Origin of the sequence: Micromonospora sp. NPDC048999 (assembly GCF_040649295.1) — a bacterium.
Taxonomy (GTDB): domain Bacteria; phylum Actinomycetota; class Actinomycetes; order Mycobacteriales; family Micromonosporaceae; genus Micromonospora.
This window is the reverse complement of record NZ_JBEZFI010000015.1, coordinates 84,409-111,346: the sequence shown is the minus strand read 5'-3', so window position 1 is coordinate 111,346 and position 26,938 is coordinate 84,409. Positions and strand designations below refer to the sequence as shown.

The 26,938-nt window shown below is 72.3% G+C and carries 24 protein-coding genes and 1 riboswitch; of the genes, 15 read left to right on the top strand and 9 right to left on the bottom strand.

Going from position 1 to position 26,938, the window contains the following annotated elements:
- Positions 1-24: 24 nt before the first annotated feature.
- Positions 25-1,167, bottom strand: a complete 1,143-nt coding sequence (locus tag AB0C02_RS18175) for a DegT/DnrJ/EryC1/StrS family aminotransferase (RefSeq protein ID WP_357549324.1) — start codon at positions 1,165-1,167, stop codon at positions 25-27.
- 118 nt (positions 1,168-1,285) lie between these two features.
- Between AB0C02_RS18175 and lhgO the strand changes: the two genes are divergently transcribed.
- Complete coding sequence (lhgO, locus tag AB0C02_RS18170) at positions 1,286-2,482, top strand: L-2-hydroxyglutarate oxidase (RefSeq protein ID WP_357549323.1); 1,197 nt, start codon at positions 1,286-1,288, stop codon at positions 2,480-2,482.
- A 28-nt stretch (positions 2,483-2,510) separates the two neighbouring features.
- Here the strand turns inward: lhgO and AB0C02_RS18165 are convergent, their stop codons facing one another.
- The gene (locus AB0C02_RS18165; protein ID WP_357549365.1) at positions 2,511-3,116 is read right to left on the bottom strand and encodes a TetR/AcrR family transcriptional regulator; all 606 of its coding nucleotides are present in this window, start codon (positions 3,114-3,116) and stop codon (positions 2,511-2,513) included.
- Between the two features lie 217 nt (positions 3,117-3,333).
- Here AB0C02_RS18165 and AB0C02_RS18160 point away from each other — a divergent pair, with 217 nt between their 5' ends.
- From AB0C02_RS18160 to AB0C02_RS18140, 5 genes are all read left to right on the top strand, one after another.
- Positions 3,334-4,227 carry an ABC transporter permease gene (locus tag AB0C02_RS18160; protein WP_357549322.1) on the top strand — a complete coding sequence of 298 codons (894 nt, stop codon included), beginning with the start codon at positions 3,334-3,336 and terminating at the stop codon, positions 4,225-4,227.
- Entirely contained in the window at positions 4,220-5,038 is an 819-nt protein-coding gene (locus AB0C02_RS18155; protein WP_357549321.1) for an ABC transporter ATP-binding protein, read from the top strand. Before AB0C02_RS18160 ends, AB0C02_RS18155 begins: the two co-directional genes overlap by 8 nt.
- A 123-nt stretch (positions 5,039-5,161) precedes the next feature.
- Positions 5,162-6,673: a bifunctional cytidylyltransferase/SDR family oxidoreductase gene (locus tag AB0C02_RS18150; protein ID WP_357549320.1), complete on the top strand. Its 1,512-nt coding sequence runs from the start codon at positions 5,162-5,164 to the stop codon at positions 6,671-6,673.
- Positions 6,674-6,699: 26 nt separating this feature from the next.
- A complete protein-coding gene (locus AB0C02_RS18145) occupies positions 6,700-8,418 on the top strand; it encodes a CDP-glycerol glycerophosphotransferase family protein (RefSeq protein ID WP_357549319.1) in 1,719 nt (572 codons plus the stop codon).
- Between the two features lie 93 nt (positions 8,419-8,511).
- On the top strand, positions 8,512-8,955 hold the full coding sequence (locus AB0C02_RS18140; RefSeq protein ID WP_357549318.1) for a cellulose binding domain-containing protein: 444 nt from the start codon (positions 8,512-8,514) through the stop codon (positions 8,953-8,955).
- A gap of 59 nt (positions 8,956-9,014) precedes the next feature.
- Here the strand turns inward: AB0C02_RS18140 and AB0C02_RS18135 are convergent, their stop codons facing one another.
- The 4 genes from AB0C02_RS18135 to AB0C02_RS18120 all read right to left on the bottom strand — a co-directional run bounded on the left by AB0C02_RS18135 (position 9,015) and on the right by AB0C02_RS18120 (position 12,844).
- Complete coding sequence (locus tag AB0C02_RS18135; RefSeq protein WP_357549316.1) at positions 9,015-9,767, bottom strand: alpha/beta fold hydrolase; 753 nt, start codon at positions 9,765-9,767, stop codon at positions 9,015-9,017.
- Between the two features lie 102 nt (positions 9,768-9,869).
- A complete protein-coding gene (locus tag AB0C02_RS18130) occupies positions 9,870-10,781 on the bottom strand; it encodes a C39 family peptidase (protein ID WP_357549314.1) in 912 nt (303 codons plus the stop codon).
- Positions 10,782-10,997: 216 nt separating this feature from the next.
- Positions 10,998-11,139: riboswitch (cyclic di-AMP (ydaO/yuaA leader) on the bottom strand.
- A gap of 287 nt (positions 11,140-11,426) precedes the next feature.
- Positions 11,427-12,197 carry a hypothetical protein gene (locus tag AB0C02_RS18125; protein ID WP_357549312.1) on the bottom strand — a complete coding sequence of 257 codons (771 nt, stop codon included), beginning with the start codon at positions 12,195-12,197 and terminating at the stop codon, positions 11,427-11,429.
- 182 nt (positions 12,198-12,379) lie between these two features.
- The gene (locus AB0C02_RS18120; protein WP_357549311.1) at positions 12,380-12,844 is read right to left on the bottom strand and encodes a hypothetical protein; all 465 of its coding nucleotides are present in this window, start codon (positions 12,842-12,844) and stop codon (positions 12,380-12,382) included.
- 267 nt (positions 12,845-13,111) lie between these two features.
- On the opposite strand from AB0C02_RS18120, the gene AB0C02_RS18115 reads away from it, so the two are divergent.
- The 3 genes from AB0C02_RS18115 to AB0C02_RS18105 all read left to right on the top strand — a co-directional run bounded on the left by AB0C02_RS18115 (position 13,112) and on the right by AB0C02_RS18105 (position 16,556).
- The gene (locus AB0C02_RS18115) at positions 13,112-14,440 is read left to right on the top strand and encodes a polysaccharide pyruvyl transferase family protein (protein WP_357549310.1); all 1,329 of its coding nucleotides are present in this window, start codon (positions 13,112-13,114) and stop codon (positions 14,438-14,440) included.
- Positions 14,441-14,480: 40 nt separating this feature from the next.
- A complete protein-coding gene (locus tag AB0C02_RS18110; RefSeq protein WP_357549308.1) occupies positions 14,481-15,116 on the top strand; it encodes an alpha-ketoglutarate-dependent dioxygenase AlkB in 636 nt (211 codons plus the stop codon).
- Positions 15,117-15,212: 96 nt separating this feature from the next.
- Positions 15,213-16,556 carry a solute carrier family 23 protein gene (locus tag AB0C02_RS18105; protein ID WP_357549307.1) on the top strand — a complete coding sequence of 448 codons (1,344 nt, stop codon included), beginning with the start codon at positions 15,213-15,215 and terminating at the stop codon, positions 16,554-16,556.
- A 188-nt stretch (positions 16,557-16,744) separates the two neighbouring features.
- Here the strand turns inward: AB0C02_RS18105 and AB0C02_RS18100 are convergent, their stop codons facing one another.
- Together AB0C02_RS18100 and AB0C02_RS18095 are read right to left on the bottom strand one after the other, a co-directional pair.
- Complete coding sequence (locus AB0C02_RS18100) at positions 16,745-19,234, bottom strand: DNA topoisomerase IV subunit A (protein ID WP_357549306.1); 2,490 nt, start codon at positions 19,232-19,234, stop codon at positions 16,745-16,747.
- 33 nt (positions 19,235-19,267) lie between these two features.
- Complete coding sequence (locus AB0C02_RS18095) at positions 19,268-21,325, bottom strand: DNA topoisomerase IV subunit B (RefSeq protein WP_357549305.1); 2,058 nt, start codon at positions 21,323-21,325, stop codon at positions 19,268-19,270.
- A 195-nt stretch (positions 21,326-21,520) separates the two neighbouring features.
- On the opposite strand from AB0C02_RS18095, the gene AB0C02_RS18090 reads away from it, so the two are divergent.
- On the top strand, positions 21,521-22,174 hold the full coding sequence (locus tag AB0C02_RS18090) for a class I SAM-dependent methyltransferase (protein ID WP_357549303.1): 654 nt from the start codon (positions 21,521-21,523) through the stop codon (positions 22,172-22,174).
- A gap of 67 nt (positions 22,175-22,241) precedes the next feature.
- Here AB0C02_RS18090 and AB0C02_RS18085 read toward each other — a convergent pair whose 3' ends face one another.
- Positions 22,242-22,706, bottom strand: coding sequence for an Rrf2 family transcriptional regulator (locus tag AB0C02_RS18085; RefSeq protein ID WP_357549301.1), 465 nt, complete (start codon positions 22,704-22,706; stop codon positions 22,242-22,244).
- A 163-nt stretch (positions 22,707-22,869) separates the two neighbouring features.
- Between AB0C02_RS18085 and AB0C02_RS18080 the strand changes: the two genes are divergently transcribed.
- From AB0C02_RS18080 to AB0C02_RS18060, 5 genes are all read left to right on the top strand, one after another.
- Positions 22,870-24,081, top strand: a complete 1,212-nt coding sequence (locus AB0C02_RS18080; protein ID WP_357549298.1) for a globin domain-containing protein — start codon at positions 22,870-22,872, stop codon at positions 24,079-24,081.
- 68 nt (positions 24,082-24,149) lie between these two features.
- Positions 24,150-25,007 (top strand): alpha/beta fold hydrolase, encoded by an 858-nt coding sequence (locus AB0C02_RS18075; RefSeq protein WP_357549296.1) that lies wholly within the window; start codon positions 24,150-24,152, stop codon positions 25,005-25,007.
- Positions 25,008-25,060: 53 nt separating this feature from the next.
- The gene (locus AB0C02_RS18070) at positions 25,061-25,756 is read left to right on the top strand and encodes a hypothetical protein (protein WP_357549294.1); all 696 of its coding nucleotides are present in this window, start codon (positions 25,061-25,063) and stop codon (positions 25,754-25,756) included.
- A 37-nt stretch (positions 25,757-25,793) separates the two neighbouring features.
- Complete coding sequence (locus AB0C02_RS18065) at positions 25,794-26,186, top strand: hypothetical protein (RefSeq protein WP_357549292.1); 393 nt, start codon at positions 25,794-25,796, stop codon at positions 26,184-26,186.
- 218 nt (positions 26,187-26,404) lie between these two features.
- Positions 26,405-26,911: a DinB family protein gene (locus AB0C02_RS18060; RefSeq protein WP_357549290.1), complete on the top strand. Its 507-nt coding sequence runs from the start codon at positions 26,405-26,407 to the stop codon at positions 26,909-26,911.
- The last annotated feature ends 27 nt before the right edge of the window (positions 26,912-26,938 follow it).

The following is a 26,938-nucleotide window of genomic DNA, read 5'->3' as shown; positions in this document are numbered from 1 at the left end:
GAACAGTTCCCTTCTGAGGCTGGTTCAGCGTCCGGCGGCGACGGCGGTGACGACTTCACGCACGGTGGCGGCGACCCGGTCGACCTGCTCGTCGGTCAGGTTGGCGTGCATCGGGACGGCGAGATGCCGGGCGAAGACGTCGGCGGAGACCGGGCAGGGCTGGGCCGGCTCGCCGTAGAGCGGCTGCACGTGCGAGGAGTACGTGCCGAAGTTGCACTGCACGCCCCGCTCCCGCAGCCCCATCGCCACCGCCCCGCGGTCGACCTTCGGGTCCAGCGTCAGGATGTACGCCTGCCACGGGTGCTCGCGGTCGGGCAGTTCGGCCGGCACGGTGACCAGGTCCAGGTCCTTGAGCAGTTCGGCGTAACGGGCGGCGATCCGACGCTTCGTGGCGATCAGGTCGGGCAGCCGGTCGAGCTGGGCGAGCATGATCGCGGCGGCCACGTCGGAGAGCCGGTAGTTGTAGCCCAGTTCGTCGAAGGTCGGGATCGGCAGGTCCGTGGCGGCGGCCCGGGTCAGCGCGCCCTCGATGCCGTACGTGTGGAGCTTGCGGGCGTGCGCGATGAGGTCCTCCCGGTCGGAGGTGAGCGCGCCGCCCTCACCGGCGGTGATGCCCTTACGACCGTGGAAGCTGAATGCGGCGATGTCGGCGAGGCTGCCGGCCGGCCGGCCCTTGTAGGTGGCGCCGGCGGAGCAGGCGGCGTCCTCGACCAGGAACAGCCCGTGCTTGTCGGCGATGGCCCGCAACTCGTCGTAGTCGGCCGGCTGGCCGGCCACATCCACGGCGATGATGCCGACGGTCCGCGGAGTGATCGCCGCCTCCACGGCCGCGGGGTCGACGGTCCAGATGTCCGGACGCACGTCGGCGAAGACCGGCCTGGCGCCGGTCCACATCACCGCGTGGCCGGTGGCCGGGAAGGTGTAGTCGCCGACAATGACCTCGTCCCCCGGCTTGACTCCGAGGGTGAGCAGCGCCAGGTGCAGTGCCGACCCGCAGTTGTTGGTGGCGAGGGCGTGCCCGGTGCCGACGGCGACGGCGAAGCGCTCCTCGAAGCGGCGGCAGGTCGGCCCGGCGCCGGCGAGCCAGCCGGACTTGAAGACCTCCGCGATGGCGGCGAGCTCCGCATCACCGACCGTGGGTTGACCGAGCGCGATGATCTCAGACATAAGACTCCCCGAGTGGTGGACCCGGTGCAGTGTAGGCCACCCCCCGGGGGTCGACCGCAGTCCGGCCGTGCGGGTCCCGTGGTTACCATCGGTCACGGCGTCGGCCTGGGGAGAGATGATGACAAGGTTCGTGGTCGTGGGTGGCGGCATCGTCGGGCTCGCGGTGGCGCACCGGCTGATGACCGATCGTCCCGGCGACTCCCTCACCGTGCTGGAGAAGGAGTCCGGCTGGGCCGCGCACCAGACCGGGCACAACTCCGGGGTGATCCACGCGGGCGTCTACTACAAGCCGGGCAGCCTGAAGGCCACGCTCTGCAAGGCCGGCAGCGCGTCGATGAAAGAGTTCTGCGCCGAGCACGACCTGAGCTACGACGTCTGCGGCAAGCTCATCGTCGCGACCGACGAGGCCGAGCTGCCCCGGCTGCACGCCCTGCACCAGCGGTCGCTCGCCAACGGGCTGCCGGTGAAGCTGATCGGCGCCGACGAGGCCCGCGAGCACGAGCCGCACGTGGCGGCCGTGGCGGCGCTGCACGTCGCCTCGACCGGCATCGTCGACTACGGCGCGGTTTGCCGCAAGCTCGCCGAGCTGCTCGCCGCGGGCGGGGCGGACCTGCGGACCGGCACCGAGGTGACGGGGGTCGCCAACCGCGGCGGTGAGGTGGTGGTCACCACCGGCCGGGGTGAGGTGATCGCGGACGTGCTGATCAACTGCGCCGGCCTGCACGCGGACCGGATCGCCCGCATGTCCGGGGTGTCCACGCCTGCGCGTATCGTGCCGTTCCGGGGTGAATACTACGAACTCGCCCCGCAGCGTCGGGACCTCGTGCGGGGGCTGATCTACCCGGTGCCGGACCCGCAGTTCCCCTTCCTCGGGGTGCACCTGACCCGCATGATCGACGGCAGCGTGCACGCCGGCCCGAACGCCGTGCTCGCCACCGCCCGCGAGGGTTACTCGTGGGGCCGGATCAACCTGCGGGACGTGTGGGACGAGCTGAGCTACCGCGGCCTCTGGGCGCTGGGCCGCCGGCACTACCGGTACGGCCTGACCGAGGTGGCCCGCTCGCTGTCGAAGAAGAAGTTCGCCGCCAGCCTCGCCCGGCTGGTGCCGGAGCTCAGCCCGGCCGACATCGTGCCGGCCGGCGCGGGCGTGCGGGCACAGGCGATCCTGCCCGACGGCGGCCTGGTCGACGACTTCCTGATCGTCGAGGGCGACCGGCAGGTGCACGTGCTCAACGCCCCCTCCCCCGCGGCGACCAGCTCGCTGGAGATTGCCCGGCACATCGTCTCCCGGCTCCCGGTCGGCCAGGTGGGCTGACCACCGCGATCGTGAGGACGGCCGACGGTCAGACCGGACCGGGCACCGGCACGTCGCGCTGCCGAGGCACCGCCGGGGCCGCGGCCAGGCCGGTGGCCACCGCCTCCACCAGCGCGTCGAGGTAGGCGTCGGTGGGGGCCGACCGGGCGATGGCGAGCCGCCAGTAGAGCGGCCCGACGATCAGGTCGACGGCCGCGGCCAGGTCCACCCCGGCCGGCAGCTCGCCGCGGCGTACCGCCCGCTCGACCAGCCGGCCGCCGATCTCTTGCTGCTTGCTGCGCAGCACCTGCTGCAGGGCCTCGTCCAGGGTCGGGTTACGGGCGGCTTCGGCGAGCAGGTCGGGAATGATCTGTGAGGCGAGCGGGTGGCGCAGGGCGGCCGCCACCACCTGGAACAGCAGCCCCAGGTCACCGCGGAGGCTGCCGGTGTCCAGCGACGGCAGCTTGCTGCCGGCGGCCGCGACGACCGTCTCCAGCACCAGCTCCAGCTTCGAGCTCCAGCGCCGGTAGACGGCGGTCTTGCTCACGCCGGCCCGGCGGGCGATCGCCTCGATGGAGAGCCGGCCGTAGCCGACGGCGGCCAACTCCTGCATGAGGGCCTTGCGGATGGCCCTGGTGATCTCTCCGCGCAGCACGGCCGCACCAGCCGGCGCACGCCCCTTCCCGGTGGTCACGTGAGACTCTTCGCAGCTGTCACGGGAAGCAGAGTACCGTAACGACGATACGGTTGCGTCCCGACGTGTTTTGGACTACCGTCCACCCCGCGACGAGCCCCCTCCGGCAGCTGCGGGCACACCGCCAGCTGATCGTCACCCCCGTCCTGTTGGTTCGAAAGATCGGAGCGCCCAGCTCATGGCCAACACCGCCCTGGCCGGCCCCGACGCGGGCCTGACCCAGGCGCAGCTGGCCGCTCGACACGGCCTACGGGTCGCCGGTGAGCGCCCGTCGCTGGTCGAGTACAGCCGCCGACTCTGGGCCTACCGGCACTTCATCGCCGCGTACGCGAACGCCAAGCTCGTCGCCTCCTACAGCAACGCGAAGCTGGGGCAGGTCTGGCAGGTGCTGACCCCGCTGACCAACGCCGCGGTCTACTACCTGATCTTCGGCCTGGTGCTTGAGCAGAATCGCACCCCGAACTTCATCGCGTACCTCACCACCGGCCTGTTCATCTTCAACTTCACGCAGAGCGCGATCCTGGCCGGCACGCGGTCGATCAGCGGCAACCTCGGGCTGGTCCGGGCGCTGCACTTCCCCCGGGCCAGCCTGCCGCTGGCCGCCACGCTCACCCAGTTCCAGCAGTTGCTGGCCTCGATGATCGTGCTGATCGGCATCGTGCTGGTCACCGGCGAGCCGCTCACCCTCAAGTGGCTGATGCTGCCGCCGGCGCTGGTGCTCCAGGCGGTGTTCAACGCCGGCGTGGTGATGCTGGTCGCCCGGCTGGGTGCCAAGGCCAGCGACCTGAAGCAGGTCATGCCGTTCATCATGCGCACCTGGATGTACAGCTCCGGCGTGCTCTACAGTGCGCGGCTGTTCACCCGGCTGCCGGAGTGGGCCGCCACGGTGATCACGTTCAACCCGATGCTGGTCTACATCGAGCTGGCCCGGTACGCCCTACTCAAGCAGGCACCGATGCTCAACGAGTCGATCACCCAGCTCTGGCTGGTCGCGGCCGGCTGGGCCGTGGTCGCCGGCATCGGTGGCTTCATCTACTTCTGGCGCGGCGAACAGGAGTACGGCCGTGGTTGAGCACTTCCCCGGTTCCGACGAGGCCACCGTGGCGCTGCCCACGCTGCAACCGCGGATCCCCACCGTCGTGGTGGACGAGGCCCACATCGTCTATCGGGTGCACAAGGGCGCCACCGGCGGCACCACCCCGGTCGCCGCGTTGCGCCGGCTCGTCAAGCGCAGCTCCGCCCCCAACGTGCAGGAGGTGCACGCGGTCAAGGGGGTGAGCTTCACCGCGTACCGGGGCGAGGCGATCGGGCTGATCGGCACCAACGGCTCCGGCAAGTCCACCCTGCTGCGGGCGATCGCCGGCCTGCTCCCGGTCGACCGGGGGGCGATCTACACCCAGGGGCAGCCCTCCCTGCTCGGCGTCAACGCCGCGCTGCTCAACGACCTCCCCGGAGAGCGGAACGTCGTCCTCGGCTGCCTGGCCATGGGCATGTTGCCGGCCGACGTCGCCCGGGAGACCCCCGGGATCATCGAGTTCTCCGGCATCAACCAGCGCGGCGACTTCGCCTCACTGCCGATGCGCACCTACTCGTCTGGCATGGCCGCCCGGCTGCGCTTCGCCATCGCCGCCGCGAAGAAGCACGACGTGCTCCTCATCGACGAGGCGCTCGCCACCGGCGACAAGGCGTTCCGCAAGCGCAGCGAGCGGCGGGTCCGGGAGCTGCGCGAGAGCGCCGGCACGGTCTTCCTGGTCAGCCACCAGCTCTCCTCGATCCGGGACACCTGCGAGCGAACGATCTGGCTGGAATCGGGCGAGCTGCGTATGGACGGCCCCACCGACGAGGTTTTGCAGGCCTACGAGGACTTTTCGAACGGCAGGTAACGTCGGGATATCACCCGGTGACGAAGCGTACGCGGTCAGCGGTGTGAGTCGCCCGAATCAACACGTTAGGGTTCATCCGGTCGCCTGGCGGCCATCCCCCATCGTCGAGAGTGAGGATCGGCAATGACGCAGGACCACACCACCAGCCCGGACGCCGCGTTGCCGGCGGCGACACCGTGGCGGCCCTCGCGGACGGTGGCGGTGGTGCTGGCCGGCGGCACCGGGACCCGGCTCGGGCTGGGCATCCCCAAGCAGCTGCTCAAGATCGCCGGTAAGCCGATCATCGAACACACCCTGGCCGTCTTCGAGGCCGCCCCCGAGATCGACGAGATCATCGTGCTGATGGCCGCCGGTCACGTGGCCGAGGCGCAGCAGATCGTCGACAAGGCCGGCTTCCGCAAGGTCAGCAAGGTCGTCGAGGGCGGCGACACCCGCAACGCCACCACCCGCATCGCCCTCGACGCGATCGGCGGAGACGACGTCAACGTCCTCTTCCACGACGCGGTCCGCCCGCTGGTCAGCGCCCGGATCGTCCGCGAGTGCGTGAACGCGCTGTGGACGTACTCGGCCGTCGACGTGGCGATCCCGTCGGCCGACACGATCGTCCAGGTCGACGAGAACGACTGCATCACCGACATCCCGGTCCGCGCCACGCTGCGCCGGGGCCAGACCCCGCAGGCGTTCCGGTCCGGCACCATCCGGGAGGCGTACGAGCGGGCCGAGAGCGACCCCGACTTCGCCGCCACCGACGACTGCGGCGTGGTGCTGCGCTACCTGCCCGGCACGCCGATCAAGGTGATCGACGGCTCGGACGAGAACATCAAGGTCACCCACCCGGTCGACGTACACCTGGCCGACAAGCTCTTCCAGCTCGCCTCCGCCCAGGCGCCCCGGGTGGACGACGACCGCAGCTACGCCGAGGATCTCACCGGCCGGACCATCGTCGTCTTCGGCGGCAGCTACGGCATCGGCCACGAGCTGACCGAGCTGGCCCGCGGCTACGGCGCCCAGGTGTTCCCGTTCAGCCGATCCACCACCGGCACCCACGTCGAGCGGGCCGAGGACGTGGCCACCGCGCTGAAGACCGCCTTCGAGGCGACCGGCCGGATCGACCACGTGGTGGTCACCGCCGGCATCCTGGAGCGGGGCGCCCTCGCCGAGATGGACGAGGAGACGATGGACCGTCTCCTGCACGTCAACTTCGTCGGCCCGGTCACCATCGCGCGGCAGTCGCTGCCGTACCTGCGGCAGACCAAGGGCCAGCTGCTGCTCTACACCTCCAGCTCGTACACCCGGGGCCGGGCCCGGTACGCGCTCTACTCGGCCACCAAGGCCGCGCTGGTCAACCTGACCCAGGCGCTCGCCGACGAGTGGGCCGAGCTCAGCGTGCGGGTCAACTGCGTCAACCCGGAGCGCACCGCGACCCCGATGCGCACCAAGGCGTTCGGCGAGGAGCCGGAGCACACCCTGCTGTCCGCCGAGGCGGTCGCCCGGGCCTCCCTGGACGTGCTGATCTCGGAGCTGACCGGCCAGGTGATCGACGTACGCCGGGCGCCCGGCGAGCCGGTGGCGGCGGTGCCGACCCAGCCCGCCGCGGCCGACGACGAGCTCTCCAGCGGCGTCGACGCCGGCTGACGGCAGGACGGAAGCGAACCGGCGCCATGCCTGCTGATCTGGTCCGGAAACTGCTCGCCCGGGTGCTGACCACCGGGCTGGCGGTGCTGGCCGTCCTCGTGGTGGCGCTCACCGGGGCGACCGGCTGGGGGTTGGCGATCGCGGTCGCCGCCCTGGCCGCCGCCGGCTGGGAACGACGCCGGGTCCGGCCGAGCGCCGACGGCGTCGCCGATTCGGTGCTCATCGCCGCCGGGATCCTGGTCGGCTACGCTCGCCGGCTCGACGCCGGCTTCGACCCGGCCCTGGCCGCCGCCGGCCTGGTGCTGCTCAGCCTAGTCCTGCTGGCGGGGCCGCTGCGCGACGCCGGCGCCCTGGAGATCCGCGCGGCCAACCTTCCGGTCCGGTCCTGGACCCCGCTGGTCGCCGCCCGGCTCGGCGACGCGCTGCTGGTACTGCTCGCCCTGGTGGCGGTGGCCGCCGGCCTGGTCCTGCCCGCCTGGGTGGCGCTGGCCGCCGCCCTACTGGTCGGCGCGGCCTGCGGCGCGGTCGCGCTCGACCTGGCCCGGCGCCGGCTCCGGCCGAACACCGGGGGCGGTCCGGTGGGCCGGGCGCTGCGCCGGCACCAGCCCGAGTTCGTGCTCTACTTCTCCGCCCCGCCCGGCTCGGAATACCAGGTCACCATGTGGCTGCCGTACCTGGAGCGGATCGGCCGGCCGTTCCTGGTCCTGCTGCGGGAGCCGGAGTTCCTGCCCACCATCGCCGCCGCGACCCGCGCGCCGGTGGTCTTCTGCCCGACGCTCAAGGCCCTGGACGAGGCCCTGGTGCCGAGCCTGCGCGCGGCCTTCTACGTCAACCACGGCGCGAAGAACAGCCACTGCATCCGCTTCTCGCAGCTCACTCACGTGCAGTTGCACCATGGCGACAGCGACAAGGCGCCCAGCGCCAACCCGGTCTCGGCGATCTTCGACCGGATCTTCGTGGCCGGCCAGGCCGCGATCGACCGGTACGCCCGGGCCGGCGTGGAGATCTCCGCCGAGAAGTTCGTCGTGGTCGGCCGGCCCCAGGTGGAGGCGATCGAGGTACGCCGGGAGCCGACTCCCGGCCGGACGCAGCCGACCGTGCTCTACACGCCCACCTGGACGGGGCACCACGCCGACGCGAACTACTGCTCGCTGCCGGTGGCCGAGACGGTGATCCGCCGGTTGCTGGACCGGGGCGCCACGGTGATCCTGCGGGCCCACCCGTACACCGCGCAGAACCCGGCCTCGGCCCGGCACCTGGCCCGGCTGACCGAACTGCTGGCGGCGGACCGGGCGAGGACCGGCCGGGCCCACCTGTGGGGGGCGGCGGCCGGCCGCGACCTGACCCTGACCGAATGCGTCAACCGCGCCGACGCGTTGATCTCGGACGTCTCCGGGGTCATCTCCGACTGGCTCTACTCCGGCAAGCCGTACGCGGTCACCGACATGGGCACCGACGGCGAGCACTTCGTCGCGCGGTTCCCCCTCGCCGGCTCCGGCTACGTGCTGCGCCGGGACATGTCCAACGTGGACGACGTGCTGGCCGGGCTGCTTGACACCGACCCGAAGGCGGCGGCCCGCTGGGCCACCCGCACCCGCTACCTGGGTGACTTCCCCACCGAGGCGTACGCCGAGGCGTTCCTCGACGCCGCCCGCCGCGAACTCGACCCCGGCTGGACTCCGCCGGGGCCAGGGCGCGCCGACACCGTCGCCCGCGCCGGCGCGCCGCTGCACCCCACCGCCTGACGCCTACGGGAACCTCTGGCCGAGCGGACATTCCATCGGTCATTATGGATTTCTTGGCACCTCTCGATGCCATCAGTCCAGAGGAGGTTTCCCGTGCCCAGTCGCCCGACCCGACCGGCTCGTTGGTGGGCCCGCATCCTGGCCCTGCCGCTCCTCGTCACCATCCTGGCCTCTGGTGGCACCGCCGCTCACGCGACGAAGAATGCCGAGACACCGACCCTACTCAGCGCCGATCCGACCGCCAGCTGCATCGTGCGGGCCTCGTTGGACGGGGCGATCGTGTGGGTGACGGTCGGCACCATCAACCCACCGACGATCGACGGCTGGACACTGAGCTGGGCCATGCCGAACTCGCAACCGATCGTGGCGCTCTGGAACGCCACGCTGATCAGTCACACCAACGGCACCGTCGTCGTCCAGGATGCCGGCTGGAACTCAGTTATCGCACCGGGAGCCCAGCCGCTCATCGGGTACATCGCCAACGGCATCGTGCCGCCCAGCCGGTTCGCGCTGAACCGCATGCCCTGCCTGACCTAGGAGGCACGACGGACGGTTGAGCGGCCACCGATCACGCCGTCGCTGTCTACGGATCCCGGTCAGAGATACGGGTCGAGGAGGGCGAGGACGGCCTCCGGATCCTCGACGTGCGCGTTGTGGCCCAGCCCCGGCAGCGTGACCACCGGGACACCCAGCTCCTTGAGCTGCGCGTCGCTCACCATCGGGTCCTGCTCGCCCCGGGCCAACAGCACCGGCACGTCGGTCGCGGCAAGCAGGGCCGGCAGTCCCGGCTCCCCCACCGCGAACGCGGCCGGATCCATGGCCAGCCGCCAGCGGCCGTCCTCGCGGCGCAGCCCGGCGTCCACCACCGGGTCGTCGGGGACGAAGAGCCCGGCCAGCCCGGCGACCCGCAGGTAGCGGCGGGCCGCCTCGTCCCGGCTGGCGAACCAGGTCACCGGCCGCTCGGCCAGCTCACGGGCCTTGCCCAGCTCGGCCGGCGTCCAGCCGACCTTGATGCCCAGCCCGATCACCGCGTCGACCGGCAGCCGCCGCGACCGCGCGGCCAACGCCAGTGCCACCACCCCGCCGAGCGAGTGCCCGAGCAGCACCAACCGGTCCCGGGGGCCGAGTCGCTCAGCCAACGGGCCGAGCCCCGCCACCACCCGCTCCGCGAGGGCCTCGAAGGAGTACGCCGGCAGCGGCGGCGACCAGCCGTGGCCGGCCAGGTCGGGAGCGAGCCAGCGGCCCGCCCAGCGGCGCTCCAGCAGCGGCGCCCAGGGCAGCCACACCTCGCCGGTGGCGCCCAGGCCGTGCAGCAGCAGCAGCTGGCGAGTACCCGTCTCATCGGCCATACGGCGCAGTGTGCCACCGGACCGGCGCGACACGCGAGACACCCGCGTACGGAGTCGGGCACCGGCTCGCAGGAGCCGGTGCCCGACGGGGGGAGGGTGGGATCAGGCCGAGTAGCCGCGGGTGGCGGCCCAGTTCGCCAGGTTGATGGTGGTGATCCAGTACGACGGCACCGACGGGTTCGCCGAGTCGGCGATCAGCGCGGTCCGGCCGTCGTCCTTGTAGCCGACCACGGCGATGTAGTGGCCGCCGGGGAACGAGTGCCAGCCGCCGCTGGTGTCGGTGGCGGAGCCGGCGATGTTGACCACGACGCCCCGGCCGTCGCCGATCGCGTTGACCAGGTCGGCCTGGAGCTGGTCCATCTGCGCCGGGGTCGCGGCCTGGCCGGAGATCATGTGCGTCTGGTACGGGCTGCCCTTGACCATCTGGTTCAAGCCCCGGGTGGTGTCCTCGGCGGAGTCCGTGCCGTTCACGCCGGCGTGCAGCGGGACGGCCATCGCGTCCTGGGTGGTCTCGATGCCGGTCGCGCTCAGGGCGTTACGCACCGCGGCCGGGCCGCAGTTCCAGTAGGCGGTCTGCGCCTGGTAGTCGTAGTCGAGCACCTTGGTCGACGGCGGCTTCGGCTGCTCCGCGGGGGTCACATCCGGGTCCGCCTTGGCGGTGCTGGGCTTCGCCGACGGCGACGCGCTCGGCGAGTCGGACGGCGCGGCGGACGGAGAGTCGGACGGCGCGGCCGACGGCGACGGACTCGGCGAGTCGGACGGGGAGGGGGCAGCAGCGGCGGCTTGCACCTCGCCGTTGGCGGCGACCTCGACGGGCTGGGGGGCCAGCTCGGCGACGGCGGCCGTGCGCTCCTGGCGGACGGGCGCCTCGTCGCCGGTGGTCAGCGCGGCAGCGGTCCCGCCGGCCAGCACGAGGGCCGCTGCGGAGCCGGCAACGATCTGGTACGAGCGCTCGGTCGCGAGGCGTCGCAGTTGACGCTTCAGCCGCAGTTCAAGGTTCAGACGGTGCTTCACGTGTTCCTCCACGGGGTCCTGAGCGGGCACACGCCGGCCCGACGTGCGGAGGAACTCACGCACGTTTCTGGGCGGGATGCCGCGGGAAGGGGACGAGCCCGGTGGACCGGGCTACGGGGGCGGTTACCGGAATCCGACTCGCCGGTCAGGCGAGCAAGGGCACCGCGACGCCGTGGAGGATTGGGGAGGAACGGGGGGTGGTGCGCACGAGGCTGGCACTCCTTCCGTAACCGCCTACCGGGTTAGCTGACGGATTCGGGCGGGAAGTACGCCCTACCGCGGGCCGTAGCTCGCGGATTCACCCCGGTGTTGCTCTGGGTCCCCGGTTCGTGAGATCACGATTGAGCGGGTCGGCACGGCGTCGCCATCTGCGATCGGGAACCGCACCGGACGCGCCGACACTACCGGCGGGTCTGCCATCTGCCAAGCGCTCCCACCTGCTTAAACATCGGAATCGGCGGTGCCGACCGGAACAGCGAGCGACTGACGCTACTCAATGGGACGAGCAGTTATCGCGGAACCGTCGGGCGTGAATCGGACATCGGGTGGACGATCGGCCCGGAATCGCGGGATCGATCACCCGAGCCGACCCGGATGACCGTTTCTCCGCTCGGGTGAGCTGGCTCACCGGATTTGGGTAACGATTCAGCCGACCCGCGCCGGACGGAAGCGGGCGGCGCGGACGCCGGCCGGTACAGCCGCGCGAGCCGGGGCCACCGGCCCGGTGCCGCGCACCGGGACCGGGCCGGGGCGCAGCGCCGCGGCGGCGGCGTACGCCTCGGCGGCCAGGGTCCGGGCTGCGTCGACGGCCACCTCGGCGTCGCGCCACGCCCGCTGCTCCCGCTCGGCGGCGGCTCGCCAGCCGGCCCGCCGGCCGTCGCGTACTGCCCGGGCCAGGACGATCTCCTGCTCGGCCGGGTGCCGCCGCGGGTCCCACCCGTTGCGGCCGGCGAGGACGTCGGCGAGTTGCCGAGCGGTCAGATCGCCCCGCCAGTGCGCCGCCATCGCCGCGCGGTGCAGCCACCGCTCCCGGGCCGCGTACTCGGCCGGCGTGCGCGGGGTACGCGGCTCGGGCAGCACGGCGGTGCCGGCGAGGCGTCGGGCGGTCGCCTCGGCCCCGTCGTACGCCCGCCAGGCCCGCTCGGCCGCCGCCTGGACGGTCAGCCACTGCTCGCGACGCCGGCGGGCGCTCTGCGCGGCCCCGGCGGCGGCCACCGCCACCTCGTCGGCGTACCGGCGCAGGTCGGCGCGGCGGGCCGCCTCCTCGGCGGCCGGATCGGGGCCGGGATCCATCGGGCGTTCCGGCCGGGTGACCAGCACGGCCAGCACGGCCAGGGCGAGCACGAGCAGGATCGACCAGATGGCGACGGCTGCGGGGACACCGGTGAGGAAGTGGTAGAGAACGGTCTTCTGCATGGTCGGCACCTCACGGGAACGACGTGGCAAGAGGTCCGCACGAGCGCCCGGGGCGGGGCGCGACCGGGGGTGGGCGCCGCCGGGGCCGCCGTCGGGCAGGTGCGGGTGAGGGTTCGGTCGGTACGGCGAACACGGGCCGTGGCCCGCGAGGTCGTCGACGGGCCGGGCGGGCCCGGGAACCGTCAGCGGGCCGGCGGGGCCCGGGAGCCGACGGCCGCCGGGAGCAGCCCGGTCAGGACGGGCTGCCGGTCCACCGGGGCGACCTCGACCCCGCGCCGTGCCGCCGGGTCGGGCACGCCGACCGGGATGCCCACCGCGCCGAAGCCGGGCCCCTGCTGTCCAGCGCGCGCGTCGGAGCCGACCACGGCGCCGGACGCGGCCGGGCCGGCCGCCTCGGCGGCCGAATCGGACCAGCGGATCAGGACCCGGCGGGCGGAACCGGGCTCGGGGCTGCCGGGGCGCGCCGCCCGCAGGGTCGGCGGGTCGACGGCGAGGGTGTTGGCGGCCGCCTGAGCCGCCACGGCCGGGCCGAGGGGCACCGCGGCGGCGCCGAGGGAACAGGAGACGACCACGGCCAGGCTGGCCAGCATGCGGGCCGTCCAGCGCGCCACCCACCACATGGGACAGGTGAGCACGATCGGAAGCACGGGCCCCAAATTACCGCCGAAACGACCGGAACGCACCTTCGCCGGGCGTGTCGCACCGGCCGGCCCGGGGGGTGCCGAACCGGACAAACGGCGGGTGCGCGGGGCGCGGAGCGCGACGGGCCGGCCGCCCGATGAGCGGATTTCCATCGAGTTCACCCGATGGCCTAAAATCGCGGTTCCTGCATGGAACGGGGATCGCACGCTGGCCGGGCCGGTCCGGTTCCCGCCGGGCACGCGGTGCCCGGGATGGAAGGTGGACAGCTCCGGATGCATCAGCGGATTTTTCTGCGCGGCCGCAAGGGCCCGTTCGACGTCATCACCCCGGAGGATACCTTCGAACGGAACTGGATCGGCGACAACAACGGAAACCTGGTCTTCAGTCACGCCGCGTACAAGCTGCTGGCCACCTCGACGGCGGAGATCACCCCGTCGCGGTGGTTCCGGCCCGACCCGCGCACCGCGGCCGAGATCAACGAGAAGTACGACGTTTTCGTGGTCCCGCTGGCCAACGCGTTCCGGCGCAGCTACGCGCACCGGCTGGAGTCGATGACCCGGCTGATCGAGCGGTTGAAGATCCCGGTGGTGGTGCTCGGGGTCGGGGTGCAGACCAACGTCGACGGCGACCGGGAGTACCTGCGCCCGATCGACAAGCCGGTGAGCGCGTTCTGTCGGGCGGTGCTCGACCGCTCGCACAGCATCGGCGTACGCGGCGAGGTCACCGAGGACTACCTGCGCACCCTGGGGTTCTCCGCGGTGGAGCAGATCGGCTGTCCGTCGATGTTCCTGCACGGTGACAGCTTCCGGATCGACAAGCCGAAGGCGTCGCTGGGCACCGACGACCGGATCGCGCTCACCATCTCGCCGTACGTCTCCTCGATGGCCAAGATCGTCAGCCACCACCACCAGCGCTACCCGAACCTGCGCTACCTGCCGCAGGACCTGAAGACCCTCGGCACGCTGCTCTACGGCGACGCCGCCGAGCAGCGGGGCAAGCAGAGCGGCATTCCGGTGCACACCTCGCACCCGCTCTTCGTCGAGGACAAGGTGCGGATGTTCGTCGATCCGTGGACCTGGATGTCGTACCTTTCCGGGTTCGACTTCGCCTTCGGCACCCGGATCCACGGCACCATCACGGCGCTGCTCGCCGGCATTCCCGGCTACCTCTTCGCGCACGACTCGCGCACCCTGGAGCTGGCCCGCTACTTCGGCATCCCGTACCGGATCATGCGCGACGTCCCAGCGGACGTCGACGCCGCCGACCTCTACGCGGAGGCCGACTACACGAGCTTCAACGAGGGCCACAAAGCCCGCTTCACGCGGATCATCGACTTCCTCGCCCGACACGATCTCGGCAACGTCTTCGCCGACGGGGACAGCGCCGCCCGCTTCGACCAGCGGGTCCGCGAGACCACCTACCCGCCCGCGGTGCGGCCGGCCACCGCCACCGCCACCGAGGACCTGCTGACCCGGATCCAGTTGCTGCGGGACCAGAACAAGACGATGCAGGAAACCATCGACTCGCTGCAGGCCCAGCAGTTGCGCGAGCGGGTACGGCAGGCCGTCCGGGGACCGGTCCGCCGGATGCTGCGGCGCTGATCCTCGTACGCCTGTTCGATCGCCGGGTAGGATCGGCGACGTGCCCGACCTCGCGTACCAGCCCTCGATGCTCGACTTCGCCGCGCAGGGGCCGGCTCTGGGCCCGCTCGCCGGCCGGCTGCGCCGGCACCAGCTGAGCCACGGCGCCTGGGTCGACCACCTGCCGGGCTGGGTACGGGGCTCCGACCCGGTGCTCGACGTCCTGCTGCGCGACGTCCCCTGGCGGGCCGAGCGCCGCACCATGTACGACAACGAGGTCGACGTCCCCCGCCTGCTCTGCTGGTACGCCGCCGGACGGCCGCTGCCCCACCCGGTGCTCACGGCGGCGCGCGCGGCGCTCACCCGGCACTACGCGGCCGAGTTGGGTGAGCCCTTCGTCACCGCCGGGATGTGCCTCTACCGCGACGGCCGAGACAGCGTCGCCTGGCACGGCGACACCCTGGGCCGGTCGGCCCACGTCGACACCATGGTCGCCATCGTCTCCTTCGGCTCCCCGCGTCCACTCCTGTTGCGTTCCCGCGGCGGCGGGCCGAGTCTGCGCTTCCCGCTCGGCCACGGCGACCTGGTGATCATGGGCGGCTCCTGCCAGCGCACCTGGGAGCACGCCGTGCCGAAGACCGCCCGGCCGGTCGGTCCCCGGGTCAGCGTCCAGTTCCGTCCGACCGGGGTGGCCTGACACCAGCCGGCTCCGGGCCGCGCCCGGCGCCGTGATACAAACAGCTCTCAGGGTCGAGATCACGCCCCCGTCACCTCTCGACGCGAAGGGCGCAGCATGACCCAGTCCCCCACCGAGCCGCGATCCGGCTGGTCTCCCTGGCAGCTACACGGCGACGGCCGGTCCGTCCGGCCCGGCGACGTGGTGCATCCCGAGCAGCGGCTCTCCTGGCCGCGCACGGTCGGCGTCGGCGTGCAGCACGTGGTCGCGATGTTCGGCGCCACCTTCACCGTGCCTCTGATCACCGGCTTCCCCCCGGCCACCACGCTCTTCTTCTCCGGGCTCGGCACGCTGCTCTTCCTGCTGATCACCGGCAACCGGCTGCCCTCGTACCTGGGCTCGTCGTTCGCGTTCATCGCCCCGGTGCTGGCCGCCAAGGCCGGCGGCGGCATCGGCCCGGCGCTCGGCGGCATCGTGGTGGTCGGCGCGGTGCTGGCGCTGGTCGGCGTGGTGGTGCAGCTGGCCGGGGCACGCTGGATCGACGCGCTGATGCCGCCCGTGGTGACCGGTGCGATCGTCGCGCTGATCGGGCTCAACCTCGCCCCGGTCGCCTGGGACGGCGGCGGCAGCGGCGGGGTGAAGGCACAGCCACTGATCGCCGTGGTCACCCTGGCCGCGATCCTGCTCGCCACCGTGGTCTTCCGGGGCTTCCTGGCCCGGCTGTCCATCCTGCTCGGCGTGGTGGTCGGCTGGGTGCTGGCCGCGCTGCTCGGCCAGCTCGACCCGAAGGCGGTCACCGGGCTGAAGGAGGCCGCCTGGGTAGGGCTGCCCCAGTTCCACACGCCCAGCTTCAGCGTGCGGGCGGTGGTGCTGGTCATCCCGGTGATCCTGGTGCTGATCGCGGAGAACGCCGGACACGTCAAGGCGGTCGCCGCGATGACCGGCCGCAACCTCGACCGCGACATGGGCCGCGCGTTCCTCGGCGACGGCATCGCCACCGTGCTCGCCGGCTCGGGCGGCGGTTCCGGCACGACCACGTACGCGGAGAACATCGGCGTGATGGCGGCGACCCGGGTCTACTCGACCGCCGCGTACTGGGTGGCCGGTCTGGCGGCGGTGCTGCTCGGGCTGAGCCCGAAGTTCGGCGCCTTGATCCTCACCGTCCCGGCCGGGGTGCTGGGCGGGGCGACCACGGCGCTCTACGGCCTGATCGCCATCCTCGGGGCACGGATCTGGATCGAGAACCGGGTCGACTTCCACGACCCGGTCAACCTGATGGCCGCCGCCGTCGCGGTGATCGTCGGGGCGGCCAACTACACCCTCACCGCCGGTGACCTGTCGTTCAGCGGCATCGCCCTGGGCACCGCCGCAGCCCTGGTCGTCTACCACGGCATGCGCCTGATCGCCCGCCTCCGCAACACCACCCCAGCCTCCCGCCGAGGCCCCGAACCCGAACTCTGACCGTTCCCCCCATCCCCCCTGCCCCGGACCCCGCCGGTGATCATGACGTTAGCTGCACGAAATGCCCGTTTCGGGGCCGCTAACCTCATGATCGACAGCTAGTGCCACGGGCGGGGCCGGGCGGGGGGTGGGGTAGGGGGGTGGGGACGCGCCCCTGGCCGGGTGGGCTGGGGCGCGTCCGGGATGGGTCAGTCGCGTTCGATCTGGTGGCCTACTACGGTGGGGCCGAGCATGACGGCGAAGCCGGAGCCGTCGCGGCGGGGGTCGGCGGGGGGCAGGTCCACCGGGTCTCCGTTGGCGGTCGCGCCGACCGGGCGCGGGCCCACCCAGGCCACCGCCAGGTCCACCTCGCCCTTGAGGAACCGCTGCGCCCGCACCCCGCCGGTCGCCCGCCCCTTCGCCGGGTACGCCTTGAACGGCGTCACCTTGACGGTGGCACCGGTCGAGGTGACCACCATCGGCTCGCCGTGCCCCTTGGCGTCGGTGCTGACCGCGCTGAAGAACACCACGTGTGCCCCGGCCGACAGGCTGATGCCGGCCATGCCGCCACCCTTGAGGCCCTGCGGCCGCACCAACGAGGCGGCGAAGCGCAGCAGCGACGCCTCCGAGGAGATGAACGCCAGGGTTTCGGCGGTGTCGGTGAGCCAGGTCGCCCCGACCACCTCGTCGCCGTCGCGCAGCGAGATCACCTCGAACTCGTCCGAGCGCACCGGCCACTCGGGGGCGCAGACCTTGATCACACCCTGCCGGGTGCCCAGCGCCAGGCCGGGCGAGCCCTCGGCGGTCGCGCCGAGCGGCGCCAGCCCCACCACCGTCTCACCCGGCTCCAGCGGCACCAGCTCGGCCGCCGACATGCCGCCACGCAGCGACACCGTGCCGGACTGCTCGGGCAGCACCGGCAGCGGCAGCACGTCGACCTTGAACGCCCGTCCGGCGCTGGTGACCAGGAGCACCCGGCCGCGCGCCGTGGAGTGCACCACCGCGCGTACGGCGTCGTGCTTGACCCGGCCGCTGCGCCGGCGCCCCTCGGCGGCCTCCTCCGACTCGGCCGCGGTCCGGGCGACCAGCCCGGTCGCGGAGAGGATCACCTGGCACGGGTCGTCGGCGACCTCCAGCGGCCCGGCCGGCACGGAGGCCGCGAGGACCTCCTTGAGGTCGCCGTCGACCAGCGTGGTGCGACGCTCGGCGGCGAACTGCTTGACCACGGCGGCCAGCTCGTCGGAGACCAGCTTCCGCAGCACCTTGTCGTCGTCGAGGATCCGCGACAGGTCGGCGATCTCCGCGCGCAGCTTCTCCTGCTCGGCCTCCAGCTCCAGCCGGTCGTACTTGGTCAGCCGACGCAGCGGAGTGTCCAGGATGTAGGTCGCCTGGATCTCGGAGAGCTTGAACTTCTGCATCAGGCCGTCCTTGGCGGCCTGGGCGTCCTCACTGGCCCGGATCAGCCTGACCACCTTGTCGATGTCGAGCAGGGCGATCAGCAGGCCGTCGACCAGGTGCAGCCGTTCCTCGCGCTTGCGCTTGCGGTAGGCGCTGCGCCGGGTCACCACCTCGTAGCGGTGGGCGAGGAAGACCTTCAGCAGTTCCCTGAGCCCCAGGGTCTGCGGCTGGCCGTCCACCAGGACCAGGTTGTTGATCCCGAAGGACTGCTCCAGCGGGGTGAGCCGGTAGAGGTCGGCCAGCAGCGCCTGCGGATTGACCCCGACCTTGCACTCGATGACCAGCCGGGTGCCGTTCTCCCGGTCGGTGAGGTCCTTGACGTCGGCGATGCCGGTCAGGCGCTTGGTCTTGTTGACCTCGTTGGTGATCGCCGCGATCACCTTCTCCGCGCCGACGCCGTACGGCAGCTCGGTGACCGTGATGGCCTGCCGGCCCCGGCTGCCCTCCAGCGGGCCGATCTCCACCCGGCCGCGCATCCGCACCACGCCGCGCCCCGTCTCGTACGCCCGGCGCACCTCGTCGAGGCCGAGCAGCAGCCCGCCGGTGGGCAGGTCCGGGCCGGGGACGAACTCCATGAGCTTGTCCAGCGTGGCGTCCGGGTGGTTGATCAGCCAGCGGGCCGCCTGGACGACCTCGCCCAGGTTGTGCGGGATCATGTTGGTCGCCATGCCGACCGCGATCCCGGAGGCGCCGTTGACCAGCAGGTTGGGGAAGGCCGCCGGGAGCACGGTGGGCTGGGTGAGCGAACCGTCGTAGTTGGGCTCGACGTCGACGGTGTCCTCGCCCAACTCGCCGACGAGCAACATCGCCTCGCGGGACATCCGGGCCTCGGTGTAGCGCGCGGCAGCCGGGCCGTCGTCCGGGGAGCCGAAGTTGCCGTGCCCGTCGATGAGCGGGGCGTTGAGCGAGAAGCCCTGGGCGAGCCGGACCATCGCGTCGTAGATCGCGGCGTCGCCGTGCGGGTGGTACTTACCCATCACGTCGCCGACGATCCGGGCCGACTTCACGTGCCCCCGGTCGGGACGGTGGCCCTGCTCGTACATCGACCAGAGGATGCGCCGGTGCACCGGCTTCAGGCCGTCCCGGGCGTCGGGCAGGGCCCGGGAGTGGATGACCGAGAAGGCGTACTCCAGGTAGGAGTCGGAGACCTCGGTGACCAGCGGGTTGTCGAAGACCCGCGCGCCAGCCTGGTCGAACGCGGACAGGTCGGCGCGGGCGCGGTCGTCCTTACGGCGTGCCATGGTTCAGCTTTCCTTCCGAAACGAACCCGGTGATCAGGCGTCGATGGCTTCGCGGTCGACCCGGTCGGCCGACTCGATGAGCCAGTTGCGGCGGGGTTCGACCTTCTCCCCCATGAGCAGTTCGAGGATCTGCTCGGCGGCCTCGACGTCGTCGAGGGTGATCCGGCGGACCGCCCGGGTGGCCGGGTTCATGGTGGTCTCCCACAGCTCGTCGGCGTCCATCTCGCCGAGACCCTTGAAGCGCGGGATCGGGGTGACGATCTGCTTGCCGGCCTTCTCCAGCTTGCGGACCGTCGCCTCCATCTCGGCCTGGGTGTAGGTGTAGATGGTCTGCGGGTTGCGCCCCTTGGTGGTGATCTTGTGCAGGGGCGGCATCGCCGCGTAGAGCCGGCCGGCCTCGATCAGCGGCCGCATGTAGCGGGCGAAGAGCGTGATCAGCAGGGTACGGATGTGCGCGCCGTCGACGTCCGCGTCGGCCATGATCAGCACCCGCCCGTAGCGCAACGCCGACAGGTCGAAGGTACGCCCCGAGCCCGCACCGAGCACCTGCACGATCGCCGCGCACTCGGCATTGTCCAGCACCTGCTGGAGGTTCGCCTTCTGCACGTTGAGGATCTTGCCGCGAATGGGCAGCAGGGCCTGATATTCGGATGAACGGGCCATTCTGCTCGTACCGAGGGCGCTGTCTCCCTCGACGATGAACAGCTCGCTGCGGTCCACGCCGGTGGCCCGGCAGTCGACCAGCTTGGCCGGCATCGACGCGCCCTCCAGGGCGGTCTTACGCCGGGCCGCGTCCTTCTGCTGCTTCTGGGTGAGCCGGACCCGGGCCGCGTCGACGATCTTCTGGAGCACCGTCCGGGCCTCGGCCTTGGTCTTCCGGTCGTCCAGCCAGGCCTTGAGGTGCTGCTCGACGAGGCTCTGCAGCACCTTGGTGATGCCGGCGGTGGAGAGCTCGTCCTTGGTCTGCGAGGTGAACTGCGGCTCCGGGATCCGCACGTGCACCACCGCGGTCATGCCCTCCAGGACGTCGTCCAGGGTTGGCGCGTCCTCCTTGGGCTTGAGCAGGCCACGCGTGTTGCGGGCAGCCTCGGCGAGGGTACGCACCAGGGCCCGCTCAAAACCCTTGCGGTGGGTGCCGCCGTGCGCGTTGCGAATGGTGTTGGTGAAGCATTCGACGGTGCGCTCGTAGCCGGTGCCCCAGCGGAACGCGACCTCGACCTCGGCCCGGCGCTGCACGTTGGACTGCATCACGCCGTTGGCGTCGGCGGCGTTCTCCCGGTAGGTCCCCTCGCCGGTGACCAGCAGGGTGCCGGAGACCGGCCGGTCGCCGGCCGGGGCGAGATATTCCACCATGTCGGTGAGGCCGTTGGGGAAGTGGAAGCCCTCCTCGACGGCCTCCTCCCCGGTCTCGTCGCGCAGCCGGTACGCCACACCGGGCACCAGGAAGGCGGTGTTGCGCAGCTTGAGCCGGACCGCCTGGGTGTCGAGCGCGGCGCCGGTCTCGAAGTAGCGCGGGTCGTGCCACCAGCGGATCGAGGTGCCGGTGCGTTGGCCCCGCTTCATCGCGCCGACGATCTGCAAACCGGGGCCGGGGGTGAACGGCGCGTCCGGGCCGTCGCCGTCGAAGATTCCCGGTACGCCGTGCCGGAACGACATCGCGTGGATCTTGCCGCCGCGGCGGACCGTGACGTCGAACCGCCGGGAGAGCGCGTTGACCGCGGAGGCGCCGACGCCGTGCAGACCGCCGGAGGTCTTGTAGCCCGAGCCGCCGAACTTGCCGCCGGCGTGCAGGCGAGTCAGCACCAGCTCCACGCCGGAGATGCCGGACTTGGCGTGCACGTCGGTGGGAATGCCCCGGCCGTCGTCGTCGACCTGGACCGAGCCGTCGGCGCGCAGGAAAACATCGATTTTCGTGGCGTGACCCGCGACACCCTCGTCGGTGGAGTTGTCGAGGATCTCGTTGACGAGGTGACCCACGCCACGGCTGTCGGTCGAGCCGATGTACATGCCGGGCCGTTTGCGGACGGCGTCCAGCCCCTCCAGGTGCGTCAGGTCGTCGGCCCCGTACAGGGTCTCAGGCTGTGCGGTCAACTGGTCGTACTCCCAGGTCTCGGCGGTGTGGTGCCGCTCACCGGCTCGCTCGCCACCGGCGGCGCGCCGGAGCGAGCCTAGCCCGGCGCCCCGACAGCGCTGTGGCACCGGGTGCGGTGCGGCGTCCGGTTAGGCTGCGGCGCGGGGTCCGCGCTGCCGCCCGGCCCAGGACTGCCCGGAGATGAGGAGGCGTCCGTGCACGACAACGATCCAACCCACCGATTGTCTTCCCCGGGCACGGCCGAGAGCGATCCGGCCGGCTGGTTCGAGCGGCTCTACGCCGACGCCGAGCGGGGCGAGGCGGTCGTGCCGTGGGACCTCGACCGGGCGCATTCCCTGCTCAGCGAATGGACCGACGGGACCCGGCCGGACGGGTCCGGCCGACGCGCCGTGGTCATCGGATGCGGCTTCGGCCGCGACGCCGAGCATCTGGCCCGCCTCGGCTTCGCCACCGTCGCCTTCGACATCTCACCCACGGCGGTACAGGCGGCCCGGCGCCGCCACCCCGGCTCCCCGGTCCGGTACGAGACCGCCGATCTGCTCGACCCGCCCCGCGACTGGCTGGGCGGGTTCGATTTCGTGCTGGAGAGCATGAACGTGCAGGCACTGCCGGCCGAGCTGCGGCAGCGGGCGATCCCGGCGGTCGGCCGGCTGGTCGCGCCGGGCGGGACGCTGCTGGTGATCGCGGCCGGCCGGCGGGACGACGAGGTCGTCGAGGGCCCGCCCTGGCCGCTGGCCCGGGCCGAGGTCGACGCCTTCGCCGCCGGCCCGCTGGCCCCGGGACGGATCGAGGAGATCGCCGCCCCCGACGCTGGGATCCGCTGGCGCGCGGAGTTCCGCCGAGTCTGAGTTCGGCCGGGCCGGCCTGGTCCAACGCCACGACTCGGGCACCGGGCGAACACCGGGTGCGAGACCTTCATCGCCCGTCCTCTGGTGGGCGCTCCCCGGCCCCGCTCGCCAGCCCGCCGATACGCAGCAGGAGCGGGCCGGCGGGTCCGTCGACCAGGTCGTTGAGGCGTACCCCGTCGAGGACGCCGAGGAAGGCGGCCTGGGCCCGGCGCAGCTCACCACGGAGCCGGCAGCCGGCGATCAGCGGGCACCCCGACTGCTCGCAGGAGACGACCTCGTCGTCGCCTTCGAAGGCCCGGACCACCTGCCCGACGGTCAGGTCGCCGGCCTGCTCGGCGAAGGCCACGCCGCCGAAGCGGCCCCGGACGGTCACCAGTACGCCGATCCGTTGCAACCGTTGCACCACCTTGGCGACGTGGCTGCGGGACAGCGCCAGTTGCGTGGCGAGCTCGTCCACTGTCGTACGGGCCGGGGAGGCGGCGGTGAGCATGGCGATCCGCAGGGCCATGTCCGTCGACTGGTTGAGCTTCACCTTTCGACGGTAGCCAGCGACGCAATCCGGCGACAGGAGCCGATGCGCCGGGTACGGCCGCTGTGACCAGGGCTACCCCAGGCCCGGGACCTTCGACCCTAAAGAGGAATTCTGCATTCCTGTTCAGTTGGGTTCGACCCAGTCGACACCCGAAGGAGTAGTTGTGCTCTCGGAATCCTCAGCAGCAGTGGTGGCGGCCACCCTGCCCGCCGTACAGGCCCACGGCGAGGCCATCACCGGCCGGTTCTACCAGCGGATGTTCGACGCCCACCCGGAGTTGCTCAACATCTTCAACCAGGGCAACCAGGCCACCGGGCAACAGAAGGCCGCGCTCGCCGCCGCCGTCGTCGCGTACGCCGAGCACCTGACGGGTGCCGGCAATATGCCATGGGGTCCGATCCTGGACCGGATCGCGCACAAGCACGCCTCGCTCGGCATCACCGCCACCCAGTACCCGATCGTCGGGCGGCACCTGCTCGCCGCGGTCGGCGAGGTGCTCGGCGACGCCGTCACCCCCGAGGTCGCGGCCGCCTGGGACGAGGTGTACTGGCTGCTGGCGTGCGAGCTGATCGCCCGGGAGGCGCGCCTCTACACCACCGCCGGAGTGGCGGAGGACGGCTCGGTGTGGCGGGACTGGCGGGTGGCGGAGCGGACCCGGGAAACCGCCGATGTCGTGTCGTTCGACCTCGTGCCGGCCGACGGCGGGCCGGTGCCCACCTTCACCCCGGGCCAGTACGTCTCGGTCGCGGTCGACCTGGACGGTGGCCGGGGCCAGCAGATCCGGCAGTACAGCCTCTCCGCGCGACCCGGCGCCGGCCACTGGCGGATCACCGTCAAGCGGGTACGCGGCGTCGCCGGCGCGCCCGACGGCATCGTCTCCACGCACCTGCACGAGCAGGTGGCCGTCGGCGACACGCTCCGGCTCAGCCCACCGTTCGGCGAGGTCAGCGCGGTCGGCGACGGCGGGCCGCTGTTGCTGGTCAGCGCCGGCATCGGCCTCACCCCGGCGATGGCGGCCCTGGAGTACCTGGCCGCCACCGAGCCCGAACGGCCGGTGGCGCTGGTGCACGCCGACCGGACCAGCGCCGGGCACGCTCGCCGCCACGAACTGCCCCGACTTCAGCAGCGGCTGCCGAACCTGTCGGTGCACCTGTGGTACGAGGACGCCGCCGACGGCGAACTGGCCGGACTGAAGGCGGAGATCGCGGAGGGCCTGGTCGACCCGGAGCTGATCCCGCTCGTCCCCGGGGTGCGGGTGCACCTGTGCGGGCCGGTGCCGTTCATGGCCGGGGTGCGGGGCGGCCTGCTGCGCCGGGGCGTAACGGCGGAGCGGATCGCGTACGAGGTGTTCGGCCCGGGAATGCTGCGCAGCTAACCGTGCCGCGCGGGGCCGACCTCACCCCATGGCTACCCGCCGGTAGCCTGCCGCCGTACGCTGGCCCGATGAGCGGGGCGTACACACAGGAGTTCGTCGACGTCGACGGGGCACGCCTCGGCGTCCAGGTCTATCCGGAACCGGCGGGGCCGCCGGGTGCGCCGGTGGTGGTGATCTGGCCGGCGATGGGCGTACGCGCCCGCTACTACCGCCCGTTCGCGGCGGCGCTGCGCGACGCCGGTCTGGCCGTGATCGTGGCCGACCTGCGCGGCACCGGCGAGAGCACCCCGCCGCCCGCCCGCACCTGCCGGTACGGCTACGCGGAACTGACCGCCGACGTGGGCGCGGTCCTCGAGGCGCTCAAGCCCCGGCTGGACGGCCGGGTCCGGGTGCTGCTCGGGCACTCCCTGGGCGGACAGGTCGCGGTGCTGCATCAGGCCCTGCACGACGGCGACAAGGTGGACGGCCTGGCCCTGGTGGCGGTCGGCCTGCCCTGGTGGCGTAGCTACCCGGGGCTGCGCGGCTGGGGTGTGCTGCCGTACACCCAGGGGATCGCGGGGGTCGCCCGGCTGCTCGGCGTCTGGCCGGGCTGGGGGTTCGGCGGCCGGCAGGCGCGCGGGGTGATCCGGGACTGGGCGTACACCGCCCGGACCGGCCGGTTCCCGGTGCTCGACGGGGTCGACACCGAGACGGCGGTCGGGCGGGTACGCACCCCGGTCCTCGCGGTCAGCGTGGACGACGACCAGTACACCCCGCACGACACGCTGGATCACCTCTGCGCCAAGCTCGCCGCCGCACCGGTGACCCGGCACCGCTACACCGTGGCCGAGGCCGGCGCCCCGCTGGACCACTTCACCTGGGTACGCGCCGCCACCCCACTGGCCGCCCGGGTCGCCGCCTTCGCCGCCACCCTGCCGAGGGCGTAGCCGGCCCCCACGCGGGTAAGCCGCACCGCCCGAACACGGCGGAGGGGGATCAGATGTCCGAACGGCACACGGCGTTGCGCTCGATGCACGATCTGGGCCTGGCGGCCTGGTTCGGCGGGTCACTGATGGGTGCGCTCGGCGTCAACGGCGCGGCGGCGAAGATCGACGACTCCACGCAACGGTTGCCGGTCGCGGCGGCCGGCTGGGCGCGCTGGACCCCGGTCAACGCGGCGGCGATCGGCGCGCACCTCGCCGGCTCGGTCGGCGAGCTGGTGACGGAGAGCCCTCGGATGGCCGCACAGGCCGGGGTCGGCAAGATCAGCGCGCTGAAGACCGCGCTGACCCTGTCCGCGCTGGCGGTGACCGGATACAGCCGGATAGTCGGCATGAAGCTGCAGAGGGCGGGCCGTTCACCCGTCGACGGGATCACCGAACCGCATTACCAGACGCCGGCGAACATCGCCTCCTGCCAGCGGCAGATGAAGCTGCTCCAGTGGGCGATCCCGGCGCTGACCGGCGCGCTGGTGGTGGTCACCGCGTACATGGGCGAGCAGCAGAAGCCGGGCCAGGTGTTCCGGGGCATGCTCATCCGGGCGGGCGGGCTGATGTCGTCGTCGAAGATGATCGGCAAGACCATCGGCATGGGTGCGCCGAAGATCGGCAAGGTCGCCGCGATGGGCGCGCCGAAGATCGGCAAGGCAGTCGGCATGGGCATGGCGACCCGGCATCTGGTCGGGGCCGGTCGTTGACCCGTGCGGGCATGGAAACCAGCCAGGTGAGGTGGGGATGAGCAGCAAGGAACGCCCGGGCAGGGGCGAGGGACGGGGGCCGGAGGCGGTCGCCCCGTGGGGCACCACCGACGGCTACGACGCCGATCCGCCCTGGGGCGCCGGCGAGGACGCGCCGATGGACGAGGGCAGCGAGGAACCCGCCGTGCCGGAGGGCCGACGGGGCGAGCGCCGGGCGGCCGGGGCGGCGCCGGGCGGCCCGGCCGCCGGTCGCCACGGCTTCGGTCCGGTGGAGCCCACCCGCGCCCCGGCTGCGGGGCCGGGCGCGCCGCCGGATCCCGCGCCGTCCGGCCGGACCTTTCCCGACGACAGCGCCGAGGGGGACCTGCCGGACAACGCGCTGGAGGAGGCCACCGGCATGCACTCGGAGGGAGTCAGCTGGCGCGGCTGACCCCTCGCGCACGGCACCCTGAGACCCGCGCCGACGACATACGGCCTGAGAGCGATATGCCTCTGAGTCATTTTCATGACTCAGAGGCATATCGCTCTTCGCCACGTCGCCGTCCTCCGGGAAGGTCCGAAAGAGCGAGCCGGGCGGCGTAGCCGCACGGAACTGTCTGTGGCCGGCCATACGGTGTCCAACGGTCCTCAAGCGAAAGGCGGGCAGGCATGAACGTTTCCGAACAGGTTCTCACCGGCGAGCGGGCGGATCTACGCACCACGTTGTGCCGGCACCGCGGCTTCCTCCGACAGACGGTCCAGGGTTTGACCGACGAGCAGGCCGCCCGGCGCAGCACGGTCAGCGAGCTCTGCCTCGGCGGGCTGATCAAGCACGTGGCGGTCACCGAGGAACGGTGGATGTGGTTCGCCGTGGGCGGCGCCGAAGCGATGCGGAGCCAGCCGCTCGACTGGGCCGGGCAGTTCCGGATGACCGAAGGCGAGACCCTCGCGGGGCTGCTGGCCGAGTTCGACCGGGTGGCGACGGAGACCGACGCGCTGATCGCCACTCTCGACCTGGATGCCGCCCATCCGCTGCCGTCGGCACCCTGGTTCGAGCCCGGGGCCAGCTGGTCGGTGCGGCGGGTGCTGCTGCACCTGATCGCCGAGACCGCGCAGCACGCCGGCCACGCCGACATCATCCGCGAAGCGATCGACGGGGCGAAGACGATGGGCTGAGCCAGCCGCCACGATCAGCTCGCGGCA

What these genes read in the sequence shown, in the direction of transcription:
- AB0C02_RS18175 (WP_357549324.1), bottom strand. Translation starts at nt 1,167, where the DNA reads ATGTCTGAGATCATCGCGCTCGGTCAACCCACGGTCGGTGATGCGGAG.
- lhgO (WP_357549323.1), top strand. Translation starts at nt 1,286, where the DNA reads ATGACAAGGTTCGTGGTCGTGGGTGGCGGCATCGTCGGGCTCGCGGTG.
- AB0C02_RS18160 (WP_357549322.1), top strand. Translation starts at nt 3,334, where the DNA reads ATGGCCAACACCGCCCTGGCCGGCCCCGACGCGGGCCTGACCCAGGCG.
- AB0C02_RS18150 (WP_357549320.1), top strand. Translation starts at nt 5,162, where the DNA reads ATGACGCAGGACCACACCACCAGCCCGGACGCCGCGTTGCCGGCGGCG.
- AB0C02_RS18145 (WP_357549319.1), top strand. Translation starts at nt 6,700, where the DNA reads ATGCCTGCTGATCTGGTCCGGAAACTGCTCGCCCGGGTGCTGACCACC.
- AB0C02_RS18135 (WP_357549316.1), bottom strand. Translation starts at nt 9,767, where the DNA reads ATGGCCGATGAGACGGGTACTCGCCAGCTGCTGCTGCTGCACGGCCTG.
- AB0C02_RS18125 (WP_357549312.1), bottom strand. Translation starts at nt 12,197, where the DNA reads ATGCAGAAGACCGTTCTCTACCACTTCCTCACCGGTGTCCCCGCAGCC.
- AB0C02_RS18115 (WP_357549310.1), top strand. Translation starts at nt 13,112, where the DNA reads ATGCATCAGCGGATTTTTCTGCGCGGCCGCAAGGGCCCGTTCGACGTC.
- AB0C02_RS18105 (WP_357549307.1), top strand. Translation starts at nt 15,213, where the DNA reads ATGACCCAGTCCCCCACCGAGCCGCGATCCGGCTGGTCTCCCTGGCAG.
- AB0C02_RS18100 (WP_357549306.1), bottom strand. Translation starts at nt 19,234, where the DNA reads ATGGCACGCCGTAAGGACGACCGCGCCCGCGCCGACCTGTCCGCGTTC.
- AB0C02_RS18075 (WP_357549296.1), top strand. Translation starts at nt 24,150, where the DNA reads ATGAGCGGGGCGTACACACAGGAGTTCGTCGACGTCGACGGGGCACGC.
- AB0C02_RS18070 (WP_357549294.1), top strand. Translation starts at nt 25,061, where the DNA reads ATGTCCGAACGGCACACGGCGTTGCGCTCGATGCACGATCTGGGCCTG.
- AB0C02_RS18065 (WP_357549292.1), top strand. Translation starts at nt 25,794, where the DNA reads ATGAGCAGCAAGGAACGCCCGGGCAGGGGCGAGGGACGGGGGCCGGAG.
- AB0C02_RS18060 (WP_357549290.1), top strand. Translation starts at nt 26,405, where the DNA reads ATGAACGTTTCCGAACAGGTTCTCACCGGCGAGCGGGCGGATCTACGC.